Origin of the sequence: Curtobacterium sp. PhB25 (assembly GCF_004365375.1) — a bacterium.
In the GTDB taxonomy this organism is placed as follows: domain Bacteria; phylum Actinomycetota; class Actinomycetes; order Actinomycetales; family Microbacteriaceae; genus Curtobacterium.
In genome coordinates, this window is the sequence record NZ_SODR01000003.1 from 168,225 (window position 1) to 193,478 (window position 25,254).

26 protein-coding genes are annotated in these 25,254 nt (G+C 71.3%); 6 read left to right on the forward strand and 20 right to left on the reverse strand.

The window, feature by feature from the left end; genetic code table 11:
• Window positions 1–88 precede the first annotated feature (88 nt).
• Genes kdpC through EDF51_RS19820 form a run of 5 tightly spaced genes read right to left on the reverse strand, consistent with a single transcriptional unit; the run spans window position 89 to window position 4,743 of the window.
• Window positions 89–694, reverse strand: coding sequence for a potassium-transporting ATPase subunit KdpC (kdpC, locus tag EDF51_RS07620; RefSeq protein ID WP_134194417.1), 606 nt, complete (start codon window positions 692–694; stop codon window positions 89–91).
• A 2-nt stretch (window positions 695–696) separates the two neighbouring features.
• On the reverse strand, window positions 697–2,790 hold the full coding sequence (kdpB, locus tag EDF51_RS07625) for a potassium-transporting ATPase subunit KdpB (RefSeq protein ID WP_134194419.1): 2,094 nt from the start codon (window positions 2,788–2,790) through the stop codon (window positions 697–699).
• A complete protein-coding gene (kdpA, locus tag EDF51_RS07630) occupies window positions 2,787–4,478 on the reverse strand; it encodes a potassium-transporting ATPase subunit KdpA (RefSeq protein ID WP_134194421.1) in 1,692 nt (563 codons plus the stop codon). Before kdpA ends, kdpB begins: the two co-directional genes overlap by 4 nt.
• 8 nt (window positions 4,479–4,486) lie before the next feature.
• Complete coding sequence (locus EDF51_RS07635) at window positions 4,487–4,576, reverse strand: potassium-transporting ATPase subunit F (protein ID WP_017887940.1); 90 nt, start codon at window positions 4,574–4,576, stop codon at window positions 4,487–4,489.
• Window positions 4,573–4,743, reverse strand: a complete 171-nt coding sequence (locus tag EDF51_RS19820) for a hypothetical protein (protein WP_166673509.1) — start codon at window positions 4,741–4,743, stop codon at window positions 4,573–4,575. Before EDF51_RS19820 ends, EDF51_RS07635 begins: the two co-directional genes overlap by 4 nt.
• A 93-nt stretch (window positions 4,744–4,836) precedes the next feature.
• Between EDF51_RS19820 and EDF51_RS07640 the strand changes: the two genes are divergently transcribed.
• Window positions 4,837–5,187, forward strand: coding sequence for a hypothetical protein (locus EDF51_RS07640; protein ID WP_131845902.1), 351 nt, complete (start codon window positions 4,837–4,839; stop codon window positions 5,185–5,187).
• Window positions 5,188–5,206: 19 nt separating this feature from the next.
• Here the strand turns inward: EDF51_RS07640 and EDF51_RS07645 are convergent, their stop codons facing one another.
• Window positions 5,207–6,154 (reverse strand): WYL domain-containing protein, encoded by a 948-nt coding sequence (locus EDF51_RS07645; protein WP_134194423.1) that lies wholly within the window; start codon window positions 6,152–6,154, stop codon window positions 5,207–5,209.
• A gap of 62 nt (window positions 6,155–6,216) precedes the next feature.
• Here EDF51_RS07645 and EDF51_RS07650 point away from each other — a divergent pair, with 62 nt between their 5' ends.
• On the forward strand, window positions 6,217–6,636 hold the full coding sequence (locus EDF51_RS07650) for a VOC family protein (protein WP_134194425.1): 420 nt from the start codon (window positions 6,217–6,219) through the stop codon (window positions 6,634–6,636).
• Between the two features lie 22 nt (window positions 6,637–6,658).
• On the opposite strand, the gene EDF51_RS07655 is transcribed toward EDF51_RS07650, so the two are convergent.
• A complete protein-coding gene (locus EDF51_RS07655) occupies window positions 6,659–7,507 on the reverse strand; it encodes a putative RNA methyltransferase (protein ID WP_134194427.1) in 849 nt (282 codons plus the stop codon).
• Between the two features lie 35 nt (window positions 7,508–7,542).
• On the opposite strand from EDF51_RS07655, the gene EDF51_RS07660 reads away from it, so the two are divergent.
• From EDF51_RS07660 to EDF51_RS07675, 4 genes are read left to right on the forward strand one after another with little or no spacing between them, the layout of a single operon-like run.
• Entirely contained in the window at window positions 7,543–8,298 is a 756-nt protein-coding gene (locus EDF51_RS07660; RefSeq protein WP_134194429.1) for an SDR family oxidoreductase, read from the forward strand.
• A 49-nt stretch (window positions 8,299–8,347) separates the two neighbouring features.
• Window positions 8,348–8,968 (forward strand): hypothetical protein, encoded by a 621-nt coding sequence (locus EDF51_RS07665; RefSeq protein WP_134194431.1) that lies wholly within the window; start codon window positions 8,348–8,350, stop codon window positions 8,966–8,968.
• 51 nt (window positions 8,969–9,019) lie between these two features.
• Window positions 9,020–9,958 carry an aldo/keto reductase gene (locus EDF51_RS07670; protein ID WP_134194433.1) on the forward strand — a complete coding sequence of 313 codons (939 nt, stop codon included), beginning with the start codon at window positions 9,020–9,022 and terminating at the stop codon, window positions 9,956–9,958.
• A gap of 22 nt (window positions 9,959–9,980) precedes the next feature.
• Window positions 9,981–10,508 (forward strand): GNAT family N-acetyltransferase, encoded by a 528-nt coding sequence (locus EDF51_RS07675; protein ID WP_134194434.1) that lies wholly within the window; start codon window positions 9,981–9,983, stop codon window positions 10,506–10,508.
• A gap of 93 nt (window positions 10,509–10,601) precedes the next feature.
• On the opposite strand, the gene EDF51_RS07680 is transcribed toward EDF51_RS07675, so the two are convergent.
• From EDF51_RS07680 to EDF51_RS07740, 13 genes are all read right to left on the reverse strand, one after another.
• Complete coding sequence (locus tag EDF51_RS07680) at window positions 10,602–10,820, reverse strand: hypothetical protein (RefSeq protein ID WP_133937413.1); 219 nt, start codon at window positions 10,818–10,820, stop codon at window positions 10,602–10,604.
• A gap of 60 nt (window positions 10,821–10,880) precedes the next feature.
• Complete coding sequence (locus EDF51_RS07685; RefSeq protein WP_243837095.1) at window positions 10,881–14,033, reverse strand: GH92 family glycosyl hydrolase; 3,153 nt, start codon at window positions 14,031–14,033, stop codon at window positions 10,881–10,883.
• Window positions 14,034–14,080: 47 nt separating this feature from the next.
• Window positions 14,081–15,724: a serine/threonine-protein kinase gene (locus tag EDF51_RS07690; protein ID WP_134194436.1), complete on the reverse strand. Its 1,644-nt coding sequence runs from the start codon at window positions 15,722–15,724 to the stop codon at window positions 14,081–14,083.
• Window positions 15,725–15,932: 208 nt separating this feature from the next.
• Window positions 15,933–16,754 carry a phosphatase PAP2 family protein gene (locus EDF51_RS07695; RefSeq protein WP_131877758.1) on the reverse strand — a complete coding sequence of 274 codons (822 nt, stop codon included), beginning with the start codon at window positions 16,752–16,754 and terminating at the stop codon, window positions 15,933–15,935.
• 44 nt (window positions 16,755–16,798) lie between these two features.
• Window positions 16,799–17,050 carry a hypothetical protein gene (locus tag EDF51_RS07700; RefSeq protein ID WP_131877760.1) on the reverse strand — a complete coding sequence of 84 codons (252 nt, stop codon included), beginning with the start codon at window positions 17,048–17,050 and terminating at the stop codon, window positions 16,799–16,801.
• 23 nt (window positions 17,051–17,073) lie between these two features.
• Entirely contained in the window at window positions 17,074–18,759 is a 1,686-nt protein-coding gene (locus EDF51_RS07705) for a bifunctional 3'-5' exonuclease/DNA polymerase (RefSeq protein ID WP_134194438.1), read from the reverse strand.
• A gap of 48 nt (window positions 18,760–18,807) precedes the next feature.
• Window positions 18,808–19,014 carry a hypothetical protein gene (locus tag EDF51_RS07710; RefSeq protein WP_111083557.1) on the reverse strand — a complete coding sequence of 69 codons (207 nt, stop codon included), beginning with the start codon at window positions 19,012–19,014 and terminating at the stop codon, window positions 18,808–18,810.
• A 34-nt stretch (window positions 19,015–19,048) separates the two neighbouring features.
• Window positions 19,049–19,822: a hypothetical protein gene (locus tag EDF51_RS07715; protein ID WP_134194440.1), complete on the reverse strand. Its 774-nt coding sequence runs from the start codon at window positions 19,820–19,822 to the stop codon at window positions 19,049–19,051.
• Window positions 19,819–20,679: a carbohydrate ABC transporter permease gene (locus tag EDF51_RS07720; RefSeq protein WP_166673510.1), complete on the reverse strand. Its 861-nt coding sequence runs from the start codon at window positions 20,677–20,679 to the stop codon at window positions 19,819–19,821. Before EDF51_RS07720 ends, EDF51_RS07715 begins: the two co-directional genes overlap by 4 nt.
• The gene (locus tag EDF51_RS07725; RefSeq protein WP_134194442.1) at window positions 20,676–21,653 is read right to left on the reverse strand and encodes a sugar ABC transporter permease; all 978 of its coding nucleotides are present in this window, start codon (window positions 21,651–21,653) and stop codon (window positions 20,676–20,678) included. The genes EDF51_RS07720 and EDF51_RS07725 overlap by 4 nt, the downstream gene beginning before the upstream one ends.
• An 11-nt stretch (window positions 21,654–21,664) precedes the next feature.
• A complete protein-coding gene (locus tag EDF51_RS07730) occupies window positions 21,665–22,990 on the reverse strand; it encodes a sugar ABC transporter substrate-binding protein (RefSeq protein WP_134194444.1) in 1,326 nt (441 codons plus the stop codon).
• Between the two features lie 23 nt (window positions 22,991–23,013).
• Window positions 23,014–24,264 carry a Gfo/Idh/MocA family oxidoreductase gene (locus EDF51_RS07735; protein WP_134194446.1) on the reverse strand — a complete coding sequence of 417 codons (1,251 nt, stop codon included), beginning with the start codon at window positions 24,262–24,264 and terminating at the stop codon, window positions 23,014–23,016.
• 148 nt (window positions 24,265–24,412) lie between these two features.
• Window positions 24,413–25,201: a DeoR/GlpR family DNA-binding transcription regulator gene (locus tag EDF51_RS07740; RefSeq protein ID WP_165901013.1), complete on the reverse strand. Its 789-nt coding sequence runs from the start codon at window positions 25,199–25,201 to the stop codon at window positions 24,413–24,415.
• Window positions 25,202–25,254 lie beyond the last annotated feature (53 nt).

Genomic DNA, 25,254 nt, shown 5'->3' on the forward strand with positions numbered 1-25,254 from the left:
AAGCCGGGCGCAGGGCGGGATCGCGCCCCCGTGTGGTCATCGCGCCCCAGTGAGTCGGGGCGCGATGACCACCGCGGGGCGCGATCGATCACGAGGACGCCTTCGCCAGCGCGAGGTTCAGGGCCAGCACGTTCACGACGGGCTCGCCGAGGAACCCGAGCTGACGCGACTCGGTGTGCGATGCGACCAACTGCCGCACCGTGTCCTCGGACACGCCCCGCGCCGCCGCCACCCGCGCGACCTGCTGCGACGCGTACGCGGGGCTGATGTCCGGGTCGAGACCCGAACCCGAGGCGGTGACCGCGTCGGCGGGGACGTCCGCCTCCGAGACCCCGTCGGCCTTCGCCAGTGCCCCACGACGCTCCTTGACGGCCTTGAGCAGGTCGGGGTTGTTCGGGCCGAGGTTCGAGCCACTGGACGCGTTCGCGTCGTAGCCGTCCTCGCCAGCTGCTGACGGCCGCGACTGGAACCAGCGATCAGCCTGCTTGCCGGAGAACGACTGCCCGATGAGCGAGGACCCCACGACGGCGCCCGACGAGTCGGTGACCTCCGAGCCGTTGGCCTGGTCGTGGAACACCCCCTGGCCGACCCCCCAGACGGCGAGCGGGTAGCCGACGCCGAGCACGACGGTGGCGAGCAGGGTGAGGCGGATCGCCACACCAGCGGATCGGACGGTGGAACGTGCAGATGCCATGACTAGAACCCCGGGATGAGACCGACCACGAGGTCGATCAGTTTGATGCCGATGAAGGGGACGATCACGCCGCCGAGCCCGTAGACGAGCAGGTTCCGGCCGAGGATCGACGACGCTGCGGCCGCGCGGTACTTGACGCCACGCAGGGACAGCGGGATGAGCGCCACGATGACGAGCGCGTTGAAGACGACGGCGGACAGGATCGCGGACGACGGGCTGTGCAGCCCCATGATGTTGAGCGCTGCGAGCCCGGGGAACGCCGCCTGGAACATCGCCGGGATGATCGCGAAGTACTTCGCGACGTCGTTCGCGATGGAGAAGGTGGTCAGGGCCCCGCGGGTGATGAGGAGCTGCTTGCCGATCCGGACGACGTCGATGAGCTTGGTCGGGTCGGAGTCGAGGTCGACCATGTTGCCCGCCTCCTTCGCCGCCGTCGTGCCGGTGTTCATCGCGACGCCGACGTCCGCCTGCGCCAGGGCCGGGGCGTCGTTGGTGCCGTCCCCGGTCATCGCGACGAGGTTGCCGCCCTCCTGCTCGCGCTTGATGTACGCGAGCTTGTCCTCCGGGGTGGCCTCGGCCAGGAAGTCGTCGACGCCGGCCTCGTGCGCGATCGCGGCCGCGGTTCGGGGGTTGTCACCGGTGATCATCACCGTGCGGATGCCCATCGACCGGAGCTCGGCGAACCGTGACGCCATGCCGTCCTTGACGACGTCCTTCAGGTGCACGACGCCGAGCAGGGCGACCGCGCCGTCCGAGGAGCGGCGGCCGACGACCAGTGGGGTGCCGCCCTGGTCGGAGATCTCCGCGACGGTGGAGTCGATCGCGGCAACCAAACCGGCGTCGGGGGTGTCTGCCCAGGCCAGTACGGCCGCAGCGGCACCCTTTCGGATCTGCGACCCGTCCGGCAGGTCCAGGCCGGACATGCGCGTCTGCGCCGTGAACGGCACCTCGACGGCGCCGTCCGGCAGAGCCGGCGTGACCCCGGCCTCGGCAGCGAGCGACACGATCGAGCGGCCTTCGGGCGTCGAGTCCGCCGCGCTCGACAGGGCTGCTGCCGCCATCAGCGAGGCCTCGCTCACGCCCGGCACCGGCACCACGCGGGACGCCCGACGGTTGCCGTACGTGATCGTGCCGGTCTTGTCGAGCAGCAGGGTGGTGATGTCGCCGGCGGCCTCGACCGCGCGGCCCGACATCGCGAGCACGTTGTGCTGCACGAGCCGGTCCATGCCGGCGATGCCGATCGCGGAGAGCAGGGCCCCGATGGTGGTCGGGATCAGGCAGACGAGCAGTGCGATCAGGACGGGGACGCTGACCGTGGCACCGACGAGTCCCGCAATGGGCTGCATCGTCAGGCAGACGATCACGAAGACGATCGACAGCGAGGCGAGCAGGATGTTCAGCGCGATCTCGTTCGGCGTCTTCTGCCGGGCCGCACCCTCGACGAGGCGGATCATCCGGTCGATGAAGGTCTCACCCGGGGTCGAGGTGATGCGCACGATGATCCGGTCGGACAGCACGCGGGTGCCGCCGGTGACGGCACTGCGGTCGCCGCCGGACTCGCGGATGACGGGCGCGGACTCCCCCGTGACGGCCGACTCGTCGACGGACGCGATGCCGTCGACGACGTCACCGTCACCCGGGATCACCTCGCCGGCGACGACGACCACCACGTCACCCTTGGCCAGGTCGACCGACGCGACCTCCTCGGTCTCGTTGGCGACGGCTGCGGCGTCGGCCGGGTCGTAGCCGAGCACCCGGCGGGCGCTCGTGGTCGAGCGGGTCTTCCGCAGCGTGTCGGCCTGGGCCTTGCCCCGGCCCTCGGCGACGGACTCCGCCAGGTTCGCGAAGACGACGGTGAGCCAGAGCCACACCGCGATGGCGATGGTGAAGGCGGACGGCTCGACGACGGCGGCCGCCGTCGTCAGGGCTGCGCCGACCTCGACGATGAACATGACGGGGTTCCGCCACATCAGTCGCGGATCGAGTTTCCGCAGGGCTCCCGGGAGGCCCGCCACCAGTTGGCGGGGCCCGAATGCGGACGAGCGGGTGGCCGGCTCCACTGCGGTGCGCGGTTCCGGCTCGGTGGTCACGGTCATGACAGTCCTTCTGCGAGCGGGCCCAGTGCGAGCACCGGGAAGTAGGTGAGTGCGGTGACGATGACGGCGACGCCGCCGAGCAGCCCGATGAACAGCGGGCGGTGGGTGGGCAGGGTGCCGGCGGTCTCGGGCACGCGGTCCTGGGCGGCGAGCGACCCGGCGAGCGCCAGGACGAACACCATCGGCACGAAACGCCCGAGCAGCATCACGACGCCGAGCCCGGAGTTCATCCACGTGGTGTTCGCGGTGAGCCCGCCGAAGGCCGAGCCGTTGTTGTTCGCGCCCGAGGTGAAGGCGTAGAGCAGCTCGGACAGACCGTGGTTGCCGGGGTTGAAGATCGACGTGCCGAGCACCTGTTCCCGGACACCGGGGATCACGAGCGAGAGTCCGGTCGCGAGGAGCACGAGGGTCGGCGTCACCAGGATGTACAGCGCCGCGAAGGTCATCTCCTTGGCGCGGATCTTCTTGCCGAGGTACTCCGGCGTCCGGCCGACGAGCAGCCCGCCGATGAACACCGTGATGACGGCGAGCACGAGCATGCCGTACAGGCCGGAACCGACACCGCCGGGGGTGACCTCGCCGAGCATCATGTTGAGCATCGCCATCATCCCGCCGATCGGCGTGAAGCTGTCGAACATGCCGTTCACCGCACCGGTCGAGGTCGCGGTCGACGTCGTGCCGAACAGGGTGGTGCCGAGGATCCCGAACCGGGTCTCCTTGCCCTCCATCGCGGCACCGGCTGCGTGTGTGGCGAGCCCCCCACCGCTGAGCTCGGCGATCGACATCACCGACAGGGACACGAGGAAGATCGCGCCCATCACGGCGAGGATCGCGTAGCCCTGGCGGTCGTCGCCGACCATCCGGCCGAAGGTGCGCGGCAGCGAGAACGGGATGACGAGCATCAGGAAGACCTCGACCAGGTTCGTCCACGCCTGCGGGTTCTCGAACGGGTGCGCCGAGTTGGCGTTGGAGTAGCCACCGCCGTTCGTGCCGAGTTCCTTGATCGCCTCCTGCGACGCCACGAACCCGTCCGGCAGGTGCTGCGTGCCACCGACCAGCGTGGTGACGTCGGTGCCGCTCCCCCACGACTGGATGACGCCGCCGGCGACGAGCACGATCGCGAAGACGAACGCCCCGGGCAGCAGCAGCCGACCGACGCCGCGGACGACGTCGACCCACACGTTGCCGAGCGTTCCGGACTTGCGCCGGGCGAACCCGCGGACCAGCGCCACGGCGACGGCGAGCCCGACGGCTGCGGACAGGAAGTTCTGCACCGCGAGGCCGGCCATCTGCACGCTGTACCCGACGGTCACCTCGGGTGAGTACGACTGCCAGTTCGTGTTCGCGACGAACGACGCCGCGGTGTTGAACGCGAGCGACGGGCCCACGGCCGGCAGGCCGAGGTCGCCGGGCAGCACGACCTGGACGCGCTGCAGCAGGTAGACGAGCAGGAGCCCGACGACGCTGAAGAGCAGCACGCCGCGCAGGTACACGGGCCAGGACTGTTCGGCGTCCGGGTCGACCCCGATCAGCCGGTAGACCCCGCGCTCGACCCGGTTGTGCCGGACGGGTGTGAAGACCTTCGCCATCCAGTCGCCGAGCGGGCGATAGGCGACGACGAGCAGCAGGACGAGCGTGGCGACCTGGACGATCCCCGCCCAGACGTCCGCGGTGCCCGACGCGCCCACGGCGCCCACTAGAACCGCTCCGGACGCACGAGCGCCCAGACGAGGTACACGACTGCGGCGATGCCGAGGACGGCGGCCGCGATGGTGATGCCGATCACAGCCGTTCCACCCCCTTGGCGATCAGTGCCACCACGCCGAACACGGCGAGGACACCGGCGACGACGAACACGTCGAACACGAGGGACTCCAGAAGGTCTGCGGTGTCCGCGCCGGGCGACGCGGACGGCACCACGTGTGGTGCCTGGACCGATGCTGGATCCTGCACCGGGCCTCCTGGCCGCTCCTAACGGTTTCCTCACGCCGCCCTGGCGGACGCATGCGCCCCGCTAACGCGCGCTCGCCGTCCTACGATCGGAGCATGGTGATCCCTGCTCCCCCGACCCGCCCCGGAACGAGGGCGTCCGCCGTGGCCGGGAGCCTGCTCACCACGGCCGTGGTGTCGATCGGTGCGCTGTGGGCGGTCGTCTTCGGGCCGCTGTGGCTCTTCGGTGAGCAGCGGCAGCTCCTGCTGTGGTTCTGGGCCGTGCCGCTGGCGTTCGTGCCGTGGCTGGCCGCGATCGCGGCGCTCGTCCTCGCACTGGTGGGGTGGTCGCGCGGGCGCGGGCGGAAGCGCGCGGCGCTCGCCGTCTGCTGCGCCGTGGTCGTCCTGCTGGCACCGATCGTGATGGTGTTCGGCCCGGGCAGCGCGCTCGTCGACACGTCGGTCTGAGGCCCGAACGGGTCCGTCTTCAGTCCGCGGTCGAGGCGCTGAGTCGTGCGGACAGCGCACGGACCGAGCAGGCGAGGTCCTCGGGACCCTCGACGACGAAGTCGACCGCGAACCCCGCGAACGCTCCGGCCAGCCCCGGCCAGGACCACGAACCGAGCGTCACCCGAATCCGCGCGTCGGACAGGGGTTCGACGACGGCGTCCTCGGGCAGGTAGTGCGCGATCGTCCGGGCCTCGGCGGCCGTCATGGTGACCGCACCAACGCACGGCCACACGTCGGCCTGCGCCGATCCCTTGAAGCGCGCCGCCACGAAGACCACGGGGTCGCCACCGGGTACGGGCCGTGGGGTGAACGGCACCCGCGTACGCATCCGCGGGGTGATCCGGTCGATGCGATGGGTGCGCCAGTCGTCGCGGTCGAGGTCCCAGTCGAGCAGATACCAGCGGCCGTTCCGCGCGATCACGGCGTGCGCTTCCACCCGGTGCGGGGTCTCGTCCTCGCCGTAGCCGAAGCGGAACACCTCGCGCAGGTGGACGGCCTCGCTCACCGCCACCAGGACGTCCGGGTCGGTCGTGGTGCGGCTCGTCGCGGTCACGGCCTGCACCGCGTCAATGCGCGACCGGAGCCGCGCGGGCATGACCTGCCGGATCGTCGCCAGCGCCCGGGCGGCCGACTCGGCGATGTCCGCGCCCGAGGCGGGGGCGACGGTCAGGGCGAGCGCGATCGCCACGGCCTGGTCGTCGTCGAACAGCAGCGGCGGAAGGTCCGAGCCCGCTGCGAGCCGGTAGCCCCCGGCCGGCCCGCGGAGCGCCTCCACGCGGTACCCGAGCTCGCGGAGCCGGTCGACGTCGCGGCGGACCGTGCGGGGGCTGACCTCGAGGCGTCCGGCGAGCTCGTCGCCCGGCCAGTCACGCTGCACCTGCAACAGCGACAGCAGCACGAGCATGCGCGAGAAGGGTCCGGCCATGTCGATCATTCTCCTCGGAGAAGCGGACACGATCTGACCGCTTTGCCGGTCATCCTCGTTCCATGAGCATCGAAACGACACCCCACCTCAACTTCGACGGCAATGCCCGCGAGGCCCTCGACTTCTACGCATCGGTCTTCGGCGGCGAGGTCACCGCCGCCACGTACGGCCAGATGGGCGCCCTGGACGACCAGGCCTGGGCCGACCGCATCGTCTTCGGGCAGGTCTCCACCGACGCCGGGTTCCGGCTCATGGCCTTCGACGTCTGGCCCGGGCAGCCCTACGACCAGGGATCGAACGCGTTCTACGTGTTCGTGCACGGCGACGACACCGCCGAGATCGAGCGGTACTGGGCCGTGCTGTCCGACGGCGCCGAGATCCGGCAGCCCCTCGCTCCCTCGGCCTGGGCGCCGCTCGCCGGGCAGCTCCGCGACCGGTTCGGCGTGGTCTGGCAGCTCGACGTCGCCCCGGCCGACCGCTAGCTGTAGTTCCCCGTGGCCGCGGTCAGCGCGTCGGCGTCCACGTCGACACGGTGACCGCGGCCGTCACCGTCGCCGGGGCGAACACCGCGTCCGGTGCGACGTGGTGGTGGCTCGGCCCCATGTGCACCACGTCGTGGACGTCCTCGGCGGAGAGGTCCATCGTCCACGTCAGGTCATCGGAGGACCGCAGGACGAACGACGGCGTGAGCGAGTCGAGCAGCCGCCGCTCCTTCTCCGGGTCGACGGAGATCGTCGCCTCGGCCAGCTCCGCCAGGTGGCCGGTCCGCGGGGTCACGACGACCAGCACGCCGTCGGGGTGCAGGACACGGGCGTACTCGGTCTGGTTGCGCGGTGCGAAGACGTCGAGGACGACGGCGGCAGCGTGGTCGACGACCGGGAGGCGCTCGGTCACGTCCCCGACGACGGCTCCGGCACGTTCGTGGACGCGGGCCGCCCGTCGGATCGCGATGGCCGACAGGTCCAGCGCGACCCCGAGCCGCCCGTCCGCACCGTCCGGAACGTCCGCACCGTCCGGAACGTGCGCTGCGTCCAGCGCATGCGCCAGGTAGGTCCCCGGACCGGACCCGACGTCGAGCACGATGCCGGGCGCCGTGGCGTCCGCGACGACGTCGGCGAGCGCCCGCTCGACGGGCGCGTAGTGGCCCCGTCCCAGGAACCGCAGCCGCGCGTCGACCATCTCCGGGGTGTCCGCGGTGAGCGCTCGGCGCTTCGCCGGCAACAACGTCAGGTGCCCCTGCTTGGCCTCGTCGAACCGGTGCCCGGTCGCACAGCCGACCTGGCCGCCGGCGACCCGTCCGAGGGGCTCGGCGCACACGGGGCAGGCGAGCATCGGCAGCAGGTCGTCACGCACCGGCCCAGCGTACGGGGCCTCGCTAGCCTGGCCGGATGTCGCTGCAGCAGCACTTCGGCCTCGACGGACGCACCGCCCTGGTGACGGGAGGCAGTTCCGGCATCGGACGCGCCATCGCCACCGCACTCGCCGACGCGGATGCGCACGTGCTCGTCGCTGCTCGGACTCGGTCAACCATCGACGCGACGGTCGACGACGTCCGCGCCGCTGGAGGATCGGCCGACGGCATCGTCGCGGACCTGTCCTCGCGTGCCGGGGCACACGCCCTCGCCGACGCGGCGGGTGACGTCGACGTCCTCGTGAACTCCGCCGGGATCAACCTCCGGCCGCCGATGGCCGACCTCGACGAGGACACCTGGGACGCCACGATGGCCGTGAACCTCGACGCACCCTTCGTGCTCGGCCAGCGGCTCGCGCCCGGCATGGCCGCTCGCGGCCACGGCCGGATCATCAGCATCAGCTCGCAGCAGGCGCACCGTCCGTTCGCCTCGAGTGGCGCGTACGGGGTCTCCAAGGCCGGCCTGGAGGCACTGGCCCGGTCCCAAGCGGAGGCCTGGTCCGCGCAGGGGGTCACCTCCAACGTCCTCATCCCCGGTTTCGTACGGACGCCGCTCAACGAGCGGCTCGGTTCCGACCCGGCCGCGGTGTCAGCCCTCGCGGCGCGGACGCTGGTCGGCCGGAACGGACTCGCTTCGGACTTCGCCGCCGCTGCCGTGTTCCTCGCCGGCCCTGGTTCGGCGTACGTCACGGGGCAGTCCATCGCGGTCGACGGCGGGTTCTCCGTCCACTGACCTCGAGGTGCGCCGACGACAGGGTGCTGCGCAGCAGTACGGTCAGGACATGGCAGTCATCGAGCAGGCAACGCTCCGCCCCTCCATGGCCGAGGCGCTCGCCGCCTGGCTGCCCGACCAGGCGTGGAGCGGCGTCGTCGCGGGAGCGCCGCTGCAGGTCGTCGGGCAGTTCCGGTTCGACGACCCCGCCGGCGAGGTCGGCGTCGAAGTGCTGCTCGCCCGCACCGAGGACGGCCGGGTCCTGCAGGCGCCACTGACCTACCGGGATGCACCGCTGCCCGGCGCCGACGCGTTCCTGGTCACCGAGATGGACCACTCCGTGCTCGGGCGACGCTGGGTGTACGACGCCGTGGGCGATCCGGTCCACGCCGACGTCCTGCGCCGGGCGATCGTCACCGGCGGGCACGAAGCGGAGCTCGAACTCGCGAACGATGCCGGACGGCGGCCGAAGGACGCCTGGGCCAGCGGCAGCGGCTCCGAACCCGACTCCCCCGATGTCACCTCGGTGCACGCGACCACGACGGGCGCGGTGACGTCGATCGCGACCGACCACGGCACGATCGTCATCGCTCGGGTCGTCGGCACCGCCCTGCCCGAGGGCGAGAAGCTGACCGGTACGTGGACGGACGACTCCGGAGTGCTCGCCGTCCTGCTGCCCGAACGCGCCTGAGGTACTGGCAGGGCCTGCCTGCACCGGGGACCGGCTGGCAGGATCGTGGGCGTGAAGACACTGGAGTTGCCACAGACGGACCTCACCGCATCCGACGTCGTCGTCGGCTTGATGCGGATCAACGACATGAGCGACGATGACATCCGCGCGCTCTACAGCGCCTCGCGTGACGCGGGCGTGAACATGTTCGACCACGCCGCGGTGTACGGCGAGTGGCACGGCTGCGAGGAGCGGTTCGGTGCCGCCGTGACGCTGTCACCGTCGGAGCGTGCCGAGATCGTGCTGCAGACCAAGGTCGGCATCCGTCCGACCCCGAACGGCGCGTACTTCGACTTCTCGTACGAGCACATCCTCGAGTCGGTGGACGAATCGCTCACCGCGCTGCAGACCGACTACGTCGACGTCCTGCTGCTGCACCGTCCCGACGCCCTGGTCGAGCCGGAGGAGGTCGCGAAGGCCTTCGACGAGCTGCACGCCGCCGGCAAGGTGCACCACTTCGGGGTCTCGAACCACACCCCTGGCCAGGTCGACCTGCTCAAGAAGCACGTCCGCCAGCCGCTCGCCTTCAACCAGGTGCAGCTGAGCATCACGCACGCCAACGTCATCTCGCAGGGCCTCACGGCGAACATGGGTGGCCTCGACCAGTCGATCTCCCGCGACAACGACATCCTCAACTACTCGCGGATCAACGACATCACGCTGCAGGCCTGGTCACCGTTCCAGAAGGGGTTCTTCGACGGCGTCTTCCTCGGCGACCGCGAGCAGTACGCCGACCTCAACGACGTCCTCGAGGAGATCGCCGCCGCGCACGGGGTCACCCCGACCGGCATCGCCGTCGCCTGGATCACCCGGCACCCCGCGCACTTCCAGGTCGTCCTCGGCACGACGAACCCGCAGCGCGTCCGCGACTCGGCGGCCGGCTCGGACGTCGAGCTGTCGCGCGAGGAGTGGTACCGGATCTTCACCGCCGCGGGGCACACCGTTCCGTGAGCCCATCGGGCAGGGTGGAGTCGTGCTCCACGACCTCACCCTGCCCGTCCGCCTGTCCGCCCGCGCCGGTTCGGTGGTGGTGCGGAACGCGGTCGACGGCGACCTCGACGCCCTGATGGCGCTGTTGTCCGACGACCCGATCAGTGCCGCCCGCGGCGATGTCGCCGCCCCGGAGGACCGCCCGCAGTACGCCGCGGCCCTTCGATCGATCACCGACGACCCGGCGAACGCGCTGCTGGTCGCCGAGGACGAGTCCGGTCGGCTCGTCGGCACGCTGCAGCTCACCCGGATCCCGGGCATGGCTCGCCGGGGTTCGACGCGACTGCTCGTCGAGGCCGTCCGCGTGAGCAGTGCGCTCCGCTCGGGCGGCATCGGCAGCGCGCTGATGCGCTGGGTGACCGACGTCGCAGCGCCGGACCTCGGGACCCCGCTCGTGCAGCTCACCTCGGACGCCGCCCGGACGGATGCGCACCGGTTCTACGAGCGCCTCGGCTTCACCGCGTCCCATGTCGGCTTCAAGTACCGCGTCCCAGACTCTTCCGCGCGCTGACGTTCTTTCCCAGAGCGCGCGCGATGCAAGACGGTTTCGGGCGTACCTGGTCGAAACTTCCGACCAGGTACGCCCGATTCGACCAGGTACGCCTCAGTCGGCGGAGGCCGGGGTCCCCGAGGACGGGACACGCACGTCGACCGGGGACACCGCGGCGGGGTCGGCGGAGGCGCCACCGACGACGTCGAAGGAGATCCCGAGCATCGCCGGGTCCTCGTCGAGCTCCAGCCCGTCCTCGCGGACCTGGTCCTCCGGGATTGCACGGCCACCGGACGGGTCCCACGAGTTCGCGATCGACATGCCGACGAGCATGCCGGGCGACCTTGAGTGCCGCCTCTGAACCGCCGCAGAAGACCCGATCAGCGGTCGAGGTCAGGCACCGTCCGCCGCGATCAGCTCGAGCTGCGTCAGCGTCAGGTCGGTGCCGGCGGTGAACGTGAACGACGAGCCGCCGCCGATGATCCGGAACACCCGGGTCTGCCCGGGCCAGGTGAACTCGGCGCCGTCGACGGCCGTGACGGTCTCACCGAGGGACACCTGCCACGAGTACGACCCCGGAGTCGCCACCGTCACCGTGTACAGCGACGCGGCGGGGCAGTCCACGTCGAACGAGACCGACTCCCCCGTGGCGACCGCCGTGAGGGTCCGCCCGGTGTCGTCGGTGAGCGCCGAGGCTCCGACGGGCAGCAGGTCGACCGGGGCGTCCCGGTAGCCGTGGACCTCGGAGGCCGACACCGGCCGCGTGTCCGATGCCCAGCCCTGCGGTTCGGACGACAGCGTGAAGACGATGTGCGACGCCGACACCACCACGTGGTGCGGGATGCTGACCGATGTCCAGGGCGAGCCGTCGACCGTCACCGACGCCACGTAGGCACCTGCGGAACCGTCGGCGACCTCGATGACGGTGGGCGTTCCTCCCGGCTGCTGCAGCACCGTCCTGCGGACCGACGGCGGCACGAGCACGTAGGTGCCCGTGGACGGCGCCAGCGGGTAGAGGCCGATCGTCGCGAAGACGTACCAGGCGCTCATCTCGCCGTTGTCCTCGTCGCCGGGGTAGCCCTGGCCGAGGTCGGAGCCGACGAACAGCCGCTCGAGCGATTCGCGCACGATGCGGTGCGCGTCGTCGTGCCGACCGGTGAACATCGGGAAGAACGGGATGTGGTGCGCCGGCTGGTTGGACAGGCCGAGCATGCCCATCCGGACGTCGCGGGCCTCGGTCATCTCGTGGATGGGGAAGCCGTACGCGCCGGAGCGGACGGTCGCGCCGGTCTCAGGCGTCGCGAAGAAGGCGTCGATCGTGGCGTCGAACCGCGCCGGGCCGCCGTGCAGGTCCACGATGCCGGCACCGTCGTGGGGTGCGGTGAAGGCCGTGCCCCACGCGTTCGTCTCGGTGTAGTCGTCGCCCCAGTCGCGCGGGTCGAACTCGGTACCGACCCGCCACGAGCCGTCGGGGTCGCGGCCGATGAAGAAGCCCCGCTCGGAGTCGAACACGTGCCGGTACTGGAGGGATCGCCGGGCGAACCACTCCGCCTCGGCCTCGTACCGGGACAGGTCGGCGGGCGTGCCCGCCCGCGACGCGAGCAGCCCCGCCATCACCGCGAGGCCCCAGTCGTTGATGGCGGCGTCCAGGGTCCAGGACATGCCCTCGGACGTCGCGGTGTCGACGTGGCCGCGGAAGGCGCCCGGGAGGCTCCCCTTGCGTCCGACACGCTCGTCACGCGGCGGGACGGTCGCGTTGCGGACCGCGCTCCGGTACGCCTCGGCGAGGTCGAACCCGGTGACGCCCTTCGCCGCGAGGTCGGCGAAGACGGTGTCGCTCGTGGTGCCCGTCATGCAGTCCTCGGCGCCGGGGGCGCTCCAGCGCGGGGTCCACCCGCCGTCGTGGTGGTGCTCGACGAAGCCCTGCGCGAGCTCGCCGGCGGTCTCCGGGGTGAGGAGTCCGAGGAGCGGCCAGGCGGTGCGGTAGGTGTCCCAGAACCCGTTCGTGGTGGTGAACGATCCCTCGACGACCTCCGGCCCGGGCTCGTCGCGGATCGGGTCGGCGAGGACGGCTCCGTACGGGGAACGGTGGTGCGGCGACCCGGTCAGGGCGGTCTCGCCGGCACGGTTCGGGTAGAGGAAGAGCCGGTACAGGCCGGAGTACAGGCTCACCAGCTGGTCCGGGGTGGCTCCGTCGAACGACAGGGTCGCGAGCTTCTCCGTCCAGAGCGCCTCGGCGCGGGTGCACATGGCGTCGAAGGAGCCGGCGGCGTCGAGGTTCGCGCGGGCGTCCTCGATGGAGACGGTCGAGATGCCGAGCAGGACGTCGACCGCTCCGTCGCCGTCGACGGCTAGCCAGCCGCGCAGCTCGTGCTCGCCGATGCTGGTGTGGTCCGCGGTCACGTGCGGGATCCGGACGTGCACGTGGTGCGGCGGGGTGCCGGGGCGGTCGTCGAGCAGGGCCTCGACCACGGCGGTGCCGTCGGTCACGGTCACGGAGACGTCGGAGACCCACCCGTGGTGGTCGAGCACGATGCTGCGGGTACCGGTGAACCGGAAGCCGAGGGCGAACTCCCCCGCGGTCATCTCGGCCGTCACACCCTGGTCGAGGGCGACCCGGTACCGGTGCGGACCGTCGAGTTCGTCGTCGTGGTCGAAGCCGAGCGCGCGGGCGGCTCGGTCGACGTCGGGGGTGTCGAGCGGCGACGGCATGACCTGGAACACGCCGCGGTCCCCCATCCACGGCGACGGGATGTGGCTCGTCGCGAACGCCTGGATCGCCGGTCGGACCCGCCCGTCGGCGTCGGTGCGCGAGTGCTCCTGGTACGCGTAGGGCCAGCGGTTGCTCGACGCGTCGGTCATCGGCAGGCCGAAGACCCCGCCGTGCGGGATGCCGACGAGCGGCGCGTTGTTGCCGCGGGAGAACCGTGACGAAGCCTGCGTGCCGCGGGTCGTGCGGACGTGGTCGAGCGGCGTGACCGGTGCCGGCCGTGCCGGGGCGATCCGGACGTCGTCGAGCCAGCCGCGCAGGGCTGGACGCGCCCCGTCGGCGTCCGACGGCTGCGGGTCGGAGCCGAGCCGGGCCTCCAGTCGGTCGACGACCAGCCCCGCGAACGGCGTGAGGTCCACCGCGCGACGGTTCCACTGGTCGACCCACTGCTTGCGGGCTGCGTCCTGCGCCTCGGGCGTGAGCGCGTCGCCGTACTGGTCGCGGGTGTGTCCACCGTGCGCGGCCGCGTGCTCGCTCAGTCGCGTGCCATCGGTGAAGACGACGTCCACGGTGAAGGCCGTGGCGTCCCAGAAGTGCGGCAGGTCCGCCTCGGTGGGCTCGGCGGCGCCCTGCGGCAGCGTGCGTTCGGGGAACCAGACCCACGACAGTTCGTCGCCGGGTGCGACCACCCGGCCACCGCCCCCGGGGACGAGCGCCACGACGACACCGTCACCCGCGGGTCGTTCGACCAGCCACCCCTCCGATGATCCGAAGCCGACACCGTTCCGCGCCGCGACGGCCGTCGTCGGCCCACCGCTCCGTTGCAGTTCTCGCACGGGTCCAGCGTATTTGGTCCAGCGTCTGGACGAAAACGCTCGGCGTGTCAGCCCTTGTTCTGCCCGGGCGCGTTCTCCGAGTTGCGCGGACCCGCGTCCGCTGACGTGTCGGTCGTCGTGTCGGTCGTCGTGTCGGCTGCGCCGTCGGCTGGGTCGGCGCCGTCCTGCGGCTCCTGCACCGGGTTCGAGACCGGCGCGCTCGGCTCCGGACCGACGGAAGGCTCCTGGCTGGGCTCGGCGGGCTCGCTCGGCTGTTCAGCGGGCTCGGACGGCTGCTCGGCCGGCTCGGAGGGCTGCTGCTCAGCCGGCTCGCTCGGCTGCTGCTGCTCCTGGCTCGGCTGCTGCTCCTCGCTCGGCTGCTGCTCCTCGCTGGGCTGCTGCTCCGTCGGCGCTGTCGAGTTCGTGTCCGTCGGAGCCGGTGTGCCGTCGTCGTCGCCGTTCAGTGCGAACACTGCGACCCCGATGCCGACCAGCACCAGGACGACCACGACGATCGCCGTGATGATCGGCCCCTTGCGTCGCTTCTCGCGCTGCGCCGGGGCGTCACCGGAGCCCGGACGGACGGGCGGGGCCGCGGGTGGCACGCCGCCACCGCCGGTCGGACCGCCGGTGCCGCGCTGAGCACCGAGGACGGTGGTCGACACATCGTCCGCGGCGTTCGGCTGCTGGGCGTCCATGACGCGGGTCGCGTCGTCCGCGCCCGGCTGTCCACCCGGACGGGAGGCACCACTCGCCGGCATCACGCGGGTCGCGTCGTCCGCGTGCGCGGCCATCGGAGCTGTGGCTGCGGCGGCGGCACCGGCCGCGGCTGCTCCGGCTGCCGCGCCGGCACCGGCTGCCGTCAACGTGCCGGGACCACCGGGCAGGAGCTGCGTGGCGGGCCCGGGCTCGTCGCGGCCCAGGGCGCGGAGTCGTTCGGCTGCCTCCGCCGCGCTCGGGCGCTCGGACGGGTCCTGCGCGGTCATCACGTGCAGGAGCGTGCGCCAGGCCGTCGGCAGGTGCTGGTCGATCTCCGGGCTGCGGGTGAGTCGCGCGGTCGCGGACTCGATCGCGCTGCCCGGGAACGGTGTCCCGCCGGTCAAGCACTCGAGCAGCACCAGCCCGAGCGCGTAGACGTCGGCCTTGCCGGTGATCTCCTGCGCCAGGACCTGCTCCGGCGCGAGGTACGCGGCTGTTCCCATCACGGTGCCCGTCCCCGTCACGCGCGAGGCGTCACGGAGCAGGGCGATGCCGAAGTCGGCGAGCTTGACGTGGCTGCCGTCGCGCTCGAGCAGCACGTTGGCGGGCTTCACGTCGCGGTGGACGATGCCCTGGGCGTGCACGGCGCTCAGCCCGTCGGCCACCTGTGCGCCGACGCGGGCGGCGGTCGTGGGGTCGAGCGGTCCTTCGCGCAGCCGGGTGGCCAGGTCGCTGCCGGGCACGAGCTCCATGACGAGGTACGAGTCCCCGTCCTCGTCGTCGAGGGCGGCGTCGTACAGGGTGACGAGGGCCGGGCTGCGCAGTGTCGCGAGCGTCTGGATCTCCGACTCGGCGCGGGCGCGTTCACCGTGGTCGACCGGTCCGATGCGGAACACCTTGACGGCGACCTCGCGGCCGAGCTGCTCGTCGACCGCCCGGTACACGGACGCCATGCCACCGTGTCCGAGCGTGCCCGTGACGCGGTACCTGCCGCCGAAGACCCGTTCTTCCATGACGGGCAACCTACCGGTAGCGGCTGACGGCCCCGCTCATCCGTCGGGTCTCGGCGCTTGGTGAGCAGAAGGTGTCGAGTCCATTCGACTGACTCGACGTCTTCTGCTCACGAGATGTGCGCGAGGCTTCACTGCCGGTCGTCTCACGCCGCTCAGAGGGGAGTCGTTCAAGTTTTGGAGCAGTAACTGGAACCGGGAACGCGTCGGTTCAAGTCTTCTTGACGATGTCGCCGTCCGGGGTGGGCTCGGCGCCGTGGCGGAGCGCCGTCAGGTACAGCCGGTGCGCCGTGATCACGAGGGCGAGCCAGGCGAGCCCCAGCGCCCACGCCGCGAGGACATCGGTGAGCCAGTGGTGCCCGAGGAACACCCGCGAGGCCCCGACCGACAGCACGAACAGGGTCCCGACGACGATCGTCCACACCCGCGTGACGACCCGCGACTGCCGCAGGAGCAACAGGTACACGATCGTGCCCACGATCACCGTCGCGTTGAGGGTGTGGCCGGACGGGAACGACGGCGAGTGCTCGTACGGCGGCACCGCGTCGGAGAGCGGCGGACGCGCTCGACCGATGAGGTCCTTGCCCGCGATCGTCATCAGCAGCGAGCCGCCACTCGCCGCGACGAGCAGCACCAACGGGGTCCACGCCCGACGCTGGATGGTGAACCCGACCAGGAACCCGAGGGCGACGATGGGCATGCCGATCGTGCCCGCGATGTCGGTCCACCACGTGACCAGGCGATCCCCCACGGGCGACCGGAGGGTGAGTGCCCAGTCGAGCACCGGGCGGTCGAGCACGGCGACGTCGTCGGCTTCGCGGACGGCGTCGTAGACCTCGGAGGCGAGCCAGGTCGCGACGACGGCGATGCCGATCCCGACGGCCAGCGTGAGCAGCAGGAGCGGCATCGCGCCGTACCGGTGGCCGAGCGTGGTCCACCCCTGCGCGGTCGCCCGGCCCGCGCGGGTGCGCCAGCGGGTGAGGTCGACCTCGCCGACGGTGCGGTCGGCGGCGTCCCCGCGTTCGGTGTCCATCCGTCCAGCCTGCCCGAAGCGCCCGGGAACCGCCGAGGCCGCGACTACTGCCTGCTCGCCCGGCGAGACCGCTGGAGGATGACGAGCCCGATGGTCACACCGACCGCGGTCATGAACGGGGTCATGAACCACGCGATGACGATCGGGACGGCCCGCTCCGCCGGCGCCTCGACGTGGAGCATCAACGACAGGGCGACGATCGGCAACGCGATCGTGGCCACCCAGCAGACCACCACCAGCACCGTGAGCAGTACGGCGGCACCCCGGTGGTCTGACCTTCGGTACGGAGTCGTCACGACACCATGCAACCAGGTACCGGTCAGTCCTTCGCCTCGGAGTACGCCCCCACCACCGCGACCGACAGCGGGAACGTCACCGGGAAGTCCTGGAACAACAGCCGACCGGCGTCGACCGCGGCCTCGCGGATCTGCGTCGCCACCCACTCGGCGTGCTCCTCCGGCGCGTGCACCACGATCTCGTCGTGCACGAAGAACACCAGGTGCGGCCCGTCCGTAACCGCCCCGGGGAACCGAGCGGTGAGCCGGGAGCGCAACGACCCCATCCACGCGAGCGCCCACTCGGCCGCGGTCCCCTGCACCACGAAGTTCCGGGTGAACCTCCCCCAGCTCCGCGCCCGGGACTCGACGGCACGCTGCATCGCCGGCGTCCCCTCGACCGTGTAGGCCTGGTTCCTGGCCTCGAACCACGACGACTCCGGAACGGGTGACGTCCGACCGAGCAACGTCGTGACGGCTTCGCCCCGCTCCCCCGCGCGTGCGGCGCGTTCGACCAGGTCGAGCGCACGCGGGAACGCCCGCACCAGGCGCGGGACGAGCCGACCACCCTCGCCCTGAGTGGCGCCGTACATCGCGCCCAGCATGGCCACCTTCGCCTGCTGCCGGGTCTCGACTGCGCCCGAGGCCACGACGCCGTCGTACAGGTCGCGTCCGTCGCCCGCGGAGGCCATCGCCCGGTCGCCGGCCATCGCGGCGAGCACGCGCGGTTCCAGCTGCGCAGCGTCGGCCACGACGAGCTTCCAGCCCGGGTCGGCGATGACGGCCCCGCGGATGCCCTTCGGCAGCTGCATCGCTCCCCCGCCGTCGGCTGCCCAGCGCCCGGTGACGACGCCGCCGACCACGTACTTCGGGTGGAACCGGCCGTCGCGCACCCAGTCGTCGAGCCACGTCCAACCGTTCGCCGTCAGGAGCCGCGCGAGTCGCTTGTACTCGAGCAGCGGTTCGATGACGGGGTGCTCGATCTCCTGCAGCTCCCACTTGCGGGTGCTCGTCACCATGAGCCCGGCACGGCGCAACGACCGCAGGACGTCGGCCGGCGAGTCCGGGTTGAGCGTCGGGTCGTCGAGGCGCTCGCGGACGACGGTGGCGATCTCCTCGAGCCGGCGCGGCCGCACGCCGTACGGGACGCGCGGTCCGAGCGTCTCCTCGAGCAGTCGCTCGTGCACGTCGGCACGCCACGGCAGCCCCGCGTGCAGCATCTCCGCTGCGACGAGGGCTCCGGCGGACTCGGCCGTCGTCAGCAGGCGGAGGGCACCGGGCGACGTCGACCCCGCGACCGCCGCGAGCTGGGCCCGGAACTCGGCGACCGGGTCGACGTCGTCGTCCGGCACCGACGCGGTGAACAGGGCGTCGTCGAAGAGCTGGGCCTGCGTCGGCCGGACGACCCGGGCCTCCGCCACCGGAGCGTCGAGCGCGTCCGCCGGTGCCGCCGCGAGTGCGGAGCCACGCGCGGCCAGCGCTGCGCGGAGGATCCGTCGGCACAACCGCAGGTCGACGCAGCGCCCCACGCGTCCGCCGGCGCCGAGCACGGCCGGGTACCAGCGCGCGGTGTCGTCCCACACCCAGCGCACGCCCGAGGCATCGTGCGCCGCGACGAAGGCCGGCAGGCCCGACTCGTCCACGCGCATCGGCTCACCGTCAGCGGTCCCCGAGTCGGTCAGGGGCGTCGCGAGGACGCCGCCGTCGACGCGGCGGAGGACGAGGTGCACGGAACGATCATGCCGTGCCCCACCGTCACCGGCTGACGGGGTGACGGTTCAGGCGCGCTTCGGACCGCCGGGGCGCACGGCTGCGGTGTCGGCCACGTCGATGCGGACGTCGCCGTCCTCGGCCCGGGACACCTCGACCCGGGGGTCGGCGTCGTGCGCGTCGGACCCGGACATGCGTCGGAAGGTGTCCTGGCGTCGTTCCTCGAACGTCATGTCCACGCCGTCGTCGAGGTGGTCGTGGTCGGGCTTCGTCATGCGCTGCACGGTACGCGCTGACTGCTGCGCGCGATCAGACGACGGGTGCGGTGCCGGTCCGTTCGGTCCAGTGCGCGCCCGCCGCCCACCGGTCGAGCACCGCACGGGGCAGGCGACCGGACGCGTTCGAGGCCCGAGCCGTGGTCAGCGGCACACCGAACACGAACTTCGCCACGCCCTCGTCACCCTCGGCGCCGTCGTGCGGGCCAGGTGGCGCGAGCCGGAACCGTCGGGCGAAGCGCACCAGGTTCGCGTCGGGACCGAGCACCGTGGCCAGACCGGGATCGAGGATCCACGAGCGGCACTGCCACCGGTCGGCGGCGAGCGCCGGTACGAGGGCGCGCAGGACCTCCGGCGCGCGGGCGAAGGACCGGTCGCAGGTGTCCGGATCGAGCGGCCCGGTCTCCGGGACGTGGACGCCCCAGGCCGGCTGGCCGTCGGGCAGGTGGTCGCCGAGTTCGTACTGGAGGCGCCCCACGGCCACCACGCGACCGGTCGCCACCGCGACGAGCCAGTCCGCCCCCGTGCCACGCAGACCGTACCGGTCGAGTTTGCGGTCGACGTCCGCCACGGACGCCTCGGCGAGGCTGCGCGGGAGCCCCCGCGCCTCGAGCGCCGCGGCGTTGCCGGGCACGGCCGCGCGGAGCGCGGCGACCAGCAGGGCGTCCCGCTGGGCGGGCTCCGCGTCGGCCACGGTGGCGGCCAGTGCGGCCGCCACCGTGGCGGAGTCGTCCGGCGACCCCACGGCGGCGGCGAGGACCGCGACGGACGCGGGACGGGCCTCCTGGCCGGGGGTGTCGGCGGTCACTTCAGACCGGACGAGGCGAGCCCGTCCATCACCCGCCGCTGCAGGACGATGAACATGATGAGCACCGGGGCCATGGCCATCAGGCTCGCGGCCATGAGCACCGGGTAGTCGATCGTCCGGTCGCTCGACAGCGTCGCGAGTCCTGCGGCGAGGGGCATGTCCTCGGCATGAGTCGAGACGACGAGCGGCCAGAGCAGCTCGTTCCACGACCACAGCACCGTCGTGATCGCGAGCACGCTGATCGAGGGACGGGCGAGCGGCAGCATGATCCGCCAGAACGTCTGGAACGGGTTCGCGCCGTCCATGCGCGCAGCCTCTTCGAGCTCGGGCGGCATGTTCAGGAACGCCGTCCGCATCAGGAAGGTGCCGAACGCGCTGAACAGGCCCGGCGCGACGATCCCCATCAGGGTGTCGAGCCATCCGAGCCCCTGCACGATCTGGTACTGCGAGATCAGGTAGACCTGCGACGGCACGAGCAGGATCGACAGCACGATCGCGAGCAGGATCGCCCGGCCGCGGAACCGCATGCGGGCGAAGGCGTAGCCGGCGAGCGTGCAGAGCACGATCTGCGCGAGGGTGCGGATGATCGTGACGTACACGGACGTGCCGAGCTGGCTGAGGAACGGCAGACGCTCGAACACCTGCGCGTAGTTCTGCCACTGCAGCTCCCCCGGCCAGAACGTCGGGGTGACGGACTGCACCTGGGCGTTCGTGGACAGCGACATGATGATCTGCCAGACGAACGGGAACGCCATCGCGAAGCCGCCGACGCCGAGGACGACGTGGATCCACCAGTGACTGCCGCCGCGACGACCGGGCCGACGTGCTGCCCGTGGCGGTGTGACGGTTGCGGTCATGCCTGCACCCACTTCCGTTGGACACGGAACTGCACGAGCGTGACGATGCCGATGAGCAGGAAGATCACCATGGCGATCGCGGCCGCGAAGCCCTTGTCGTTGTCGATGAACCCGGCGCTGTAGAAGTAGAAGACGAGCGACATCGTCTTCGGGATCACCGGGTTGGTGCTGCCGAGGATGGCGTAGAGCAGGTCGAACAGCTGGAAGCTCGAGATCGTCGTGACGATGACCACGAAGAAGATGCTCGGGCTGAGCAGCGGGACCGTGACGGAGCGGAACTGCCGCCAGCGGCTCGCGCCGTCGAGCTCGGCCGCCTCGTACAGCTCCGGTGGGATGTCCTTGAGGCCTGCGCCGAGGATGATCATCGAGAACCCGAGGGACGACCACAGGCCGACGAAGCTCACCGCGACGAGCGCGAACCCGGGCGTCGAGATCCAGTACGGACCGTCGATGCCGAACAGTCCGATGAACCAGTTCACGATGCCGTAGTCGCCGTTGAACATGATCCGCCAGACGAGGGCGATCGCGGCCGGCATGGCGACGTAGGGCAGGAAGAAGAGCACCCGGTAGAACTGCGCGAACCGCAGGCCCGGGGTGTTCAGCAGGCTGGCGAGCCACACCGCGATCGGGATGCCGGCCAGCACGATGACCGTGTAGACGATCGTGTTGAGCAGCGACTGGTACAGCTGCGGGTCACCGGCGAGCCGGACGTAGTTCGCGACGCCGCTGAACGTCGCACCGCCGAACACGCCCCAGCTGGTGAAGGAGTACCCGAACGTCTGGATGATCGGCCAGATGTAGAACGTGCCGACGCCGATGAGCAGCGGCAGGACGAACAGCCACGGCCACCAGCCGTCGGTCCGTCGGGCGGCGCGCTTGCCGCCGGCCGTCGGGCCGGGGGCGCCCCGCCCGGACGAACGCGTCGTCCGGGCGGGGGTGGAGGCGGCCTGCGGCCGCTCGGTGTTGATCGTCATCGGCTCGGGACTCACTGTTCCTTGACGAGGGCGGCGTCCATCTTCTGCGCGAGCTGCTTCGCGACGTCCTCGACCGGGGTCGAACCGTCGAAGGCGTTCGGCAGGAGGTTGGTCTCGAGGGTGTTCCACGCGGCGGTGTTCTTCGACACCGGCAGGGGCTTGGCGTAGTCGACGGCGTCGAGGAACACCTGCAGGTCGGCGTCCGGCATCGTCTTCGTGAAGGCGGACTGCGTGCCCTCGTAGGCGGGGATGACGGCGCCCATGTCGCCCTGCTGCTGCTGGGCGGTCTTGCCGGCGAGGTAGACCTGGAGCGCCTGCGCCGCGGCCTTGTTCTTGCTCGCCTCGGACACGACGTTCGAGACACCGTGGATGACGGTCGCCTGCTCCTTGCCCTTCGGCAGGGGGAACACGGCGATGTCCTTCTCCATCGCGGTGCCGGTCAGGGCCGAGCGGAACCAGCTGCCGCCCTGGTACATCGCGAGCTTGCCCGACGTGAACCACTGGTCGGCGGTGGTGTCGGTGAGCTGCTTCATCGACGGCGAAGCGCCCGAGTCGATCAGGTCGGTCCAGAACTGCAGGCCCGCTTCCGATGCCTTCGAGGCGTACTCGGACTTCGTGCCGTCCGCGTTCACGACCGATCCCCCGGCCTGGAAGATCGTGTCGTAGTAGGTCGTCTGGCCGTCCATGCCGCCAGCCGCGCCGTACGCGCCGTCGGCCTCGAGCTTCTTGCTGAGCTCGGCGCCGGTCTTCTGGAAGTCGTCCCAGGTCCAGTCCTTCGACGGCAGGTCCATGCCGGCCTTCTCGAACAGGGCCTTGTTGACCCAGACGCCGATGGTGTCGAAGTCCTTCGGCACGCCGTACTGGGTGTCGTCGTACGTGTACAGGTCGTTCAGCGCGCTCGAGTACTTCGCGGGGTCGATGTCGCCGGCCTTGACCTCGCCGGTGATCGGCGCGAGCTTGCCGTTGGCCGCGTACAGCTGGAAGTTGGGGCCGTTCATCCAGAACAGGTCGGGCAGCGTGTTGCTCGAGCCCTGGGTCTGCAGCTTCGTCCAGTAGTTGGCGAACGGCGTGACGTCGACGCTGACCTTGATGTCCGGGTACTCCTCGTTGAAGCCCTTGAGGTTGGCCTTGATCGCCTTGACCTGGTTCTCGTCCCAGACGGCGTACGTCAGGTTCGCCTTGGTGTCCTTCGCGGCGGCGGTGTAGTCGCCGCCGGAGCTCGACGCCCCGGAGGACGTGGAGCACCCGGCGAGGAGTGCGGCCGCGCCGAGGGCGGCGACGGCGCCGACGAGGATCCGGCGGACGCCGGTTCCTCGGGCGGGGATGTGTGCGGTCATCGGGAGGTCCTTTCGCACGGCCGTCAGGAACCGACGGTCTGGGCGGGGTGGGTGGGGTGCGGAGCGGGTCGTGTGGAGGGTGTGGCGGGCCGGCTGAAGTGCGCGATCGTCTCGGCCGGCAGCGGCGGGACGTCGATGGGGACGGAACCGGTGCGCAGCGAACGGGTCGCCAGGGCACCGGCGGCGACCGCGGCGCGCGCCGCGATCGGGGACAGCTCCGTCGGTTCGCCGAGGGCGACGGACCGCAGGAACTCGGTCATGGTGATCAGGTCGGCGTCGGCGTGGCCGTCCTCGACGCCGTCGATCGGGTACTCGCGGTCCCCCGCGGTGTCCCAGCCACGACGGTGCGTCCAGACCTTCACGACGCCACCGCCGGTGTCGCCGATGTTCTCGAGGCGGCCCTCGGTGCCGATGACCGTGTAGTTCCGCCAGTAGTCCGGGGTGAAGTGGCACTGCTCGTAGCTGGCCTGCACGCCGTTGTCGAGCGTCATCATCACCATCGAGACGTCCTCGACGTCGACGACCGGGTTCAGCCCGGTCTGGGCGAGCGGCGGCCAGTTGTCGTGGGAGAACCAGTCCCCCATCAGCTCGCCGCTGCGGTCCCGTCGGTCGGTGACGTCGCCGTAGACCGACAGCGACCCCATGCCCACGACGCGGCTGGTGTCCCCGCCGCCGAGTGCGTGGATGACGTCCAGGTCGTGGCTGGCCTTCTGCAGGAGCAGGGAGTTGACGTTCGCGCGGTCGGCGTGCCAGTCCTTGAAGTAGTAGTCCCCGCCGTTGCCGACGAAGTGGCGGCACCAGACGGCCTTGACCTCGCCGATCTCGCCGCGGTCGACGATCTCGCGCATCAGGCGGACGACGGCCGCGTGGCGGAAGTTGTGGCCGACGTAGAGCGGGGTGCCCGTCTCGGCGGCGGCGTTGAGGACCGCGTCGGCGTCCTCGACCGTGATGGCGAGGGGCTTCTCGAGGTAGACGGCGATGCCCGCGCGGAGCAGGTCGATCGCGATCTCGGCGTGCGTCCAGTCCGGGGTGGTCACGATCGCGGCGTCGACCTGGTCGGTGAGGTCCCGGTGGTGCTCGACCACCAGCGCATCGGGGTACTCGGCCCGCCCGCGCTCGCGGCCCGCTGCGGTGACGTCCGCCACGGCGACGACCTGCGCCCGCAGTGCCGGGTCCGCGGCGACCGCTTCGGCGACGTGCCGTGCGATGGCGGACCGCTGGCCCATCCCGATCACCGCGACGCGGAGGATCCCGTTGTCAACGCCCATGCTCATCTCGCTCCCTTGCGTGATTGTGACGCCAATGATGCCGAATCGATCATGAATGCACAATAGGCGCTCACGGATCGCTCATGGGTCCACGACGGGAGGGTTTTACACGATCGAAACGTCGCGCCCCGGATCCGGGCGCTCGTCCGTCGGCTCAGTCGGCGACGACGAGCTCCACGCCGGCGCTGGCGAGGTCGGCTGCGAAGGCCGGCGGGACGGGCTGGTCGGTGACCAGGACGTCGATGCGGTCCAACGGGCAGATCCTGGCGAACGTCGACCGCTCGATCTTGGTCGAGTCGGCGACCACGATGACCCGTCGGCCGACCGAGGCGAAGTGCCGGCTGACCTCGGCCTCGCCCTCGTGCATGGTCGTGGCGCCGTACTGCCCGGTGAGCCCGTCCACCCCGAGGACCACGAGGTCGAGCGCGAACTCGTCGAGGGTGTCGCGGACGAGCGGGCCGACGAGCTCGTACGACTGCCGCCGCGCCACCCCGCCGGTGACCACGATCTTGACGTTGGCGCGGACGGACAGCTCGTACCCGACGTTGAGCGCGTTCGTCACGATGGTGATCCCGAACTCACCGTCGGCACGGATGAACCGCTCGCTCTTGCCGAGTTCTCGCGCGACCTCGGTCGTGGTGGTCCCACCGTTCAGCCCGACGGTCTCGCCCGGCTGCACCAGTCGCGCGGCGGCACGGGCGATGGCGGTCTTCGCCTCGGCCTGGCGCGCGATCTTGTACTGCAGGGGCAGTTCGTAGCCGGCCCCGAGCGCCGCGGCTCCGCCGTGCGTGCGCGTGACGAGCCGCTGGTCGGCGAGCGTCGTGAGGTCGCGTCGAGCCGTGGCGGCCGAGATCCCCAGCAGCTCGCCGATCTCGGCGATCGACACGTTGCCGCGTTCGCTCACCAGTTCGAGCAGGGCGTTCAGCCGCTGTTGGGGGGTCATGACGGCCATCCTACGGTGCCATCGCGACTGCTCGGTGATCGGAATTGACGCTT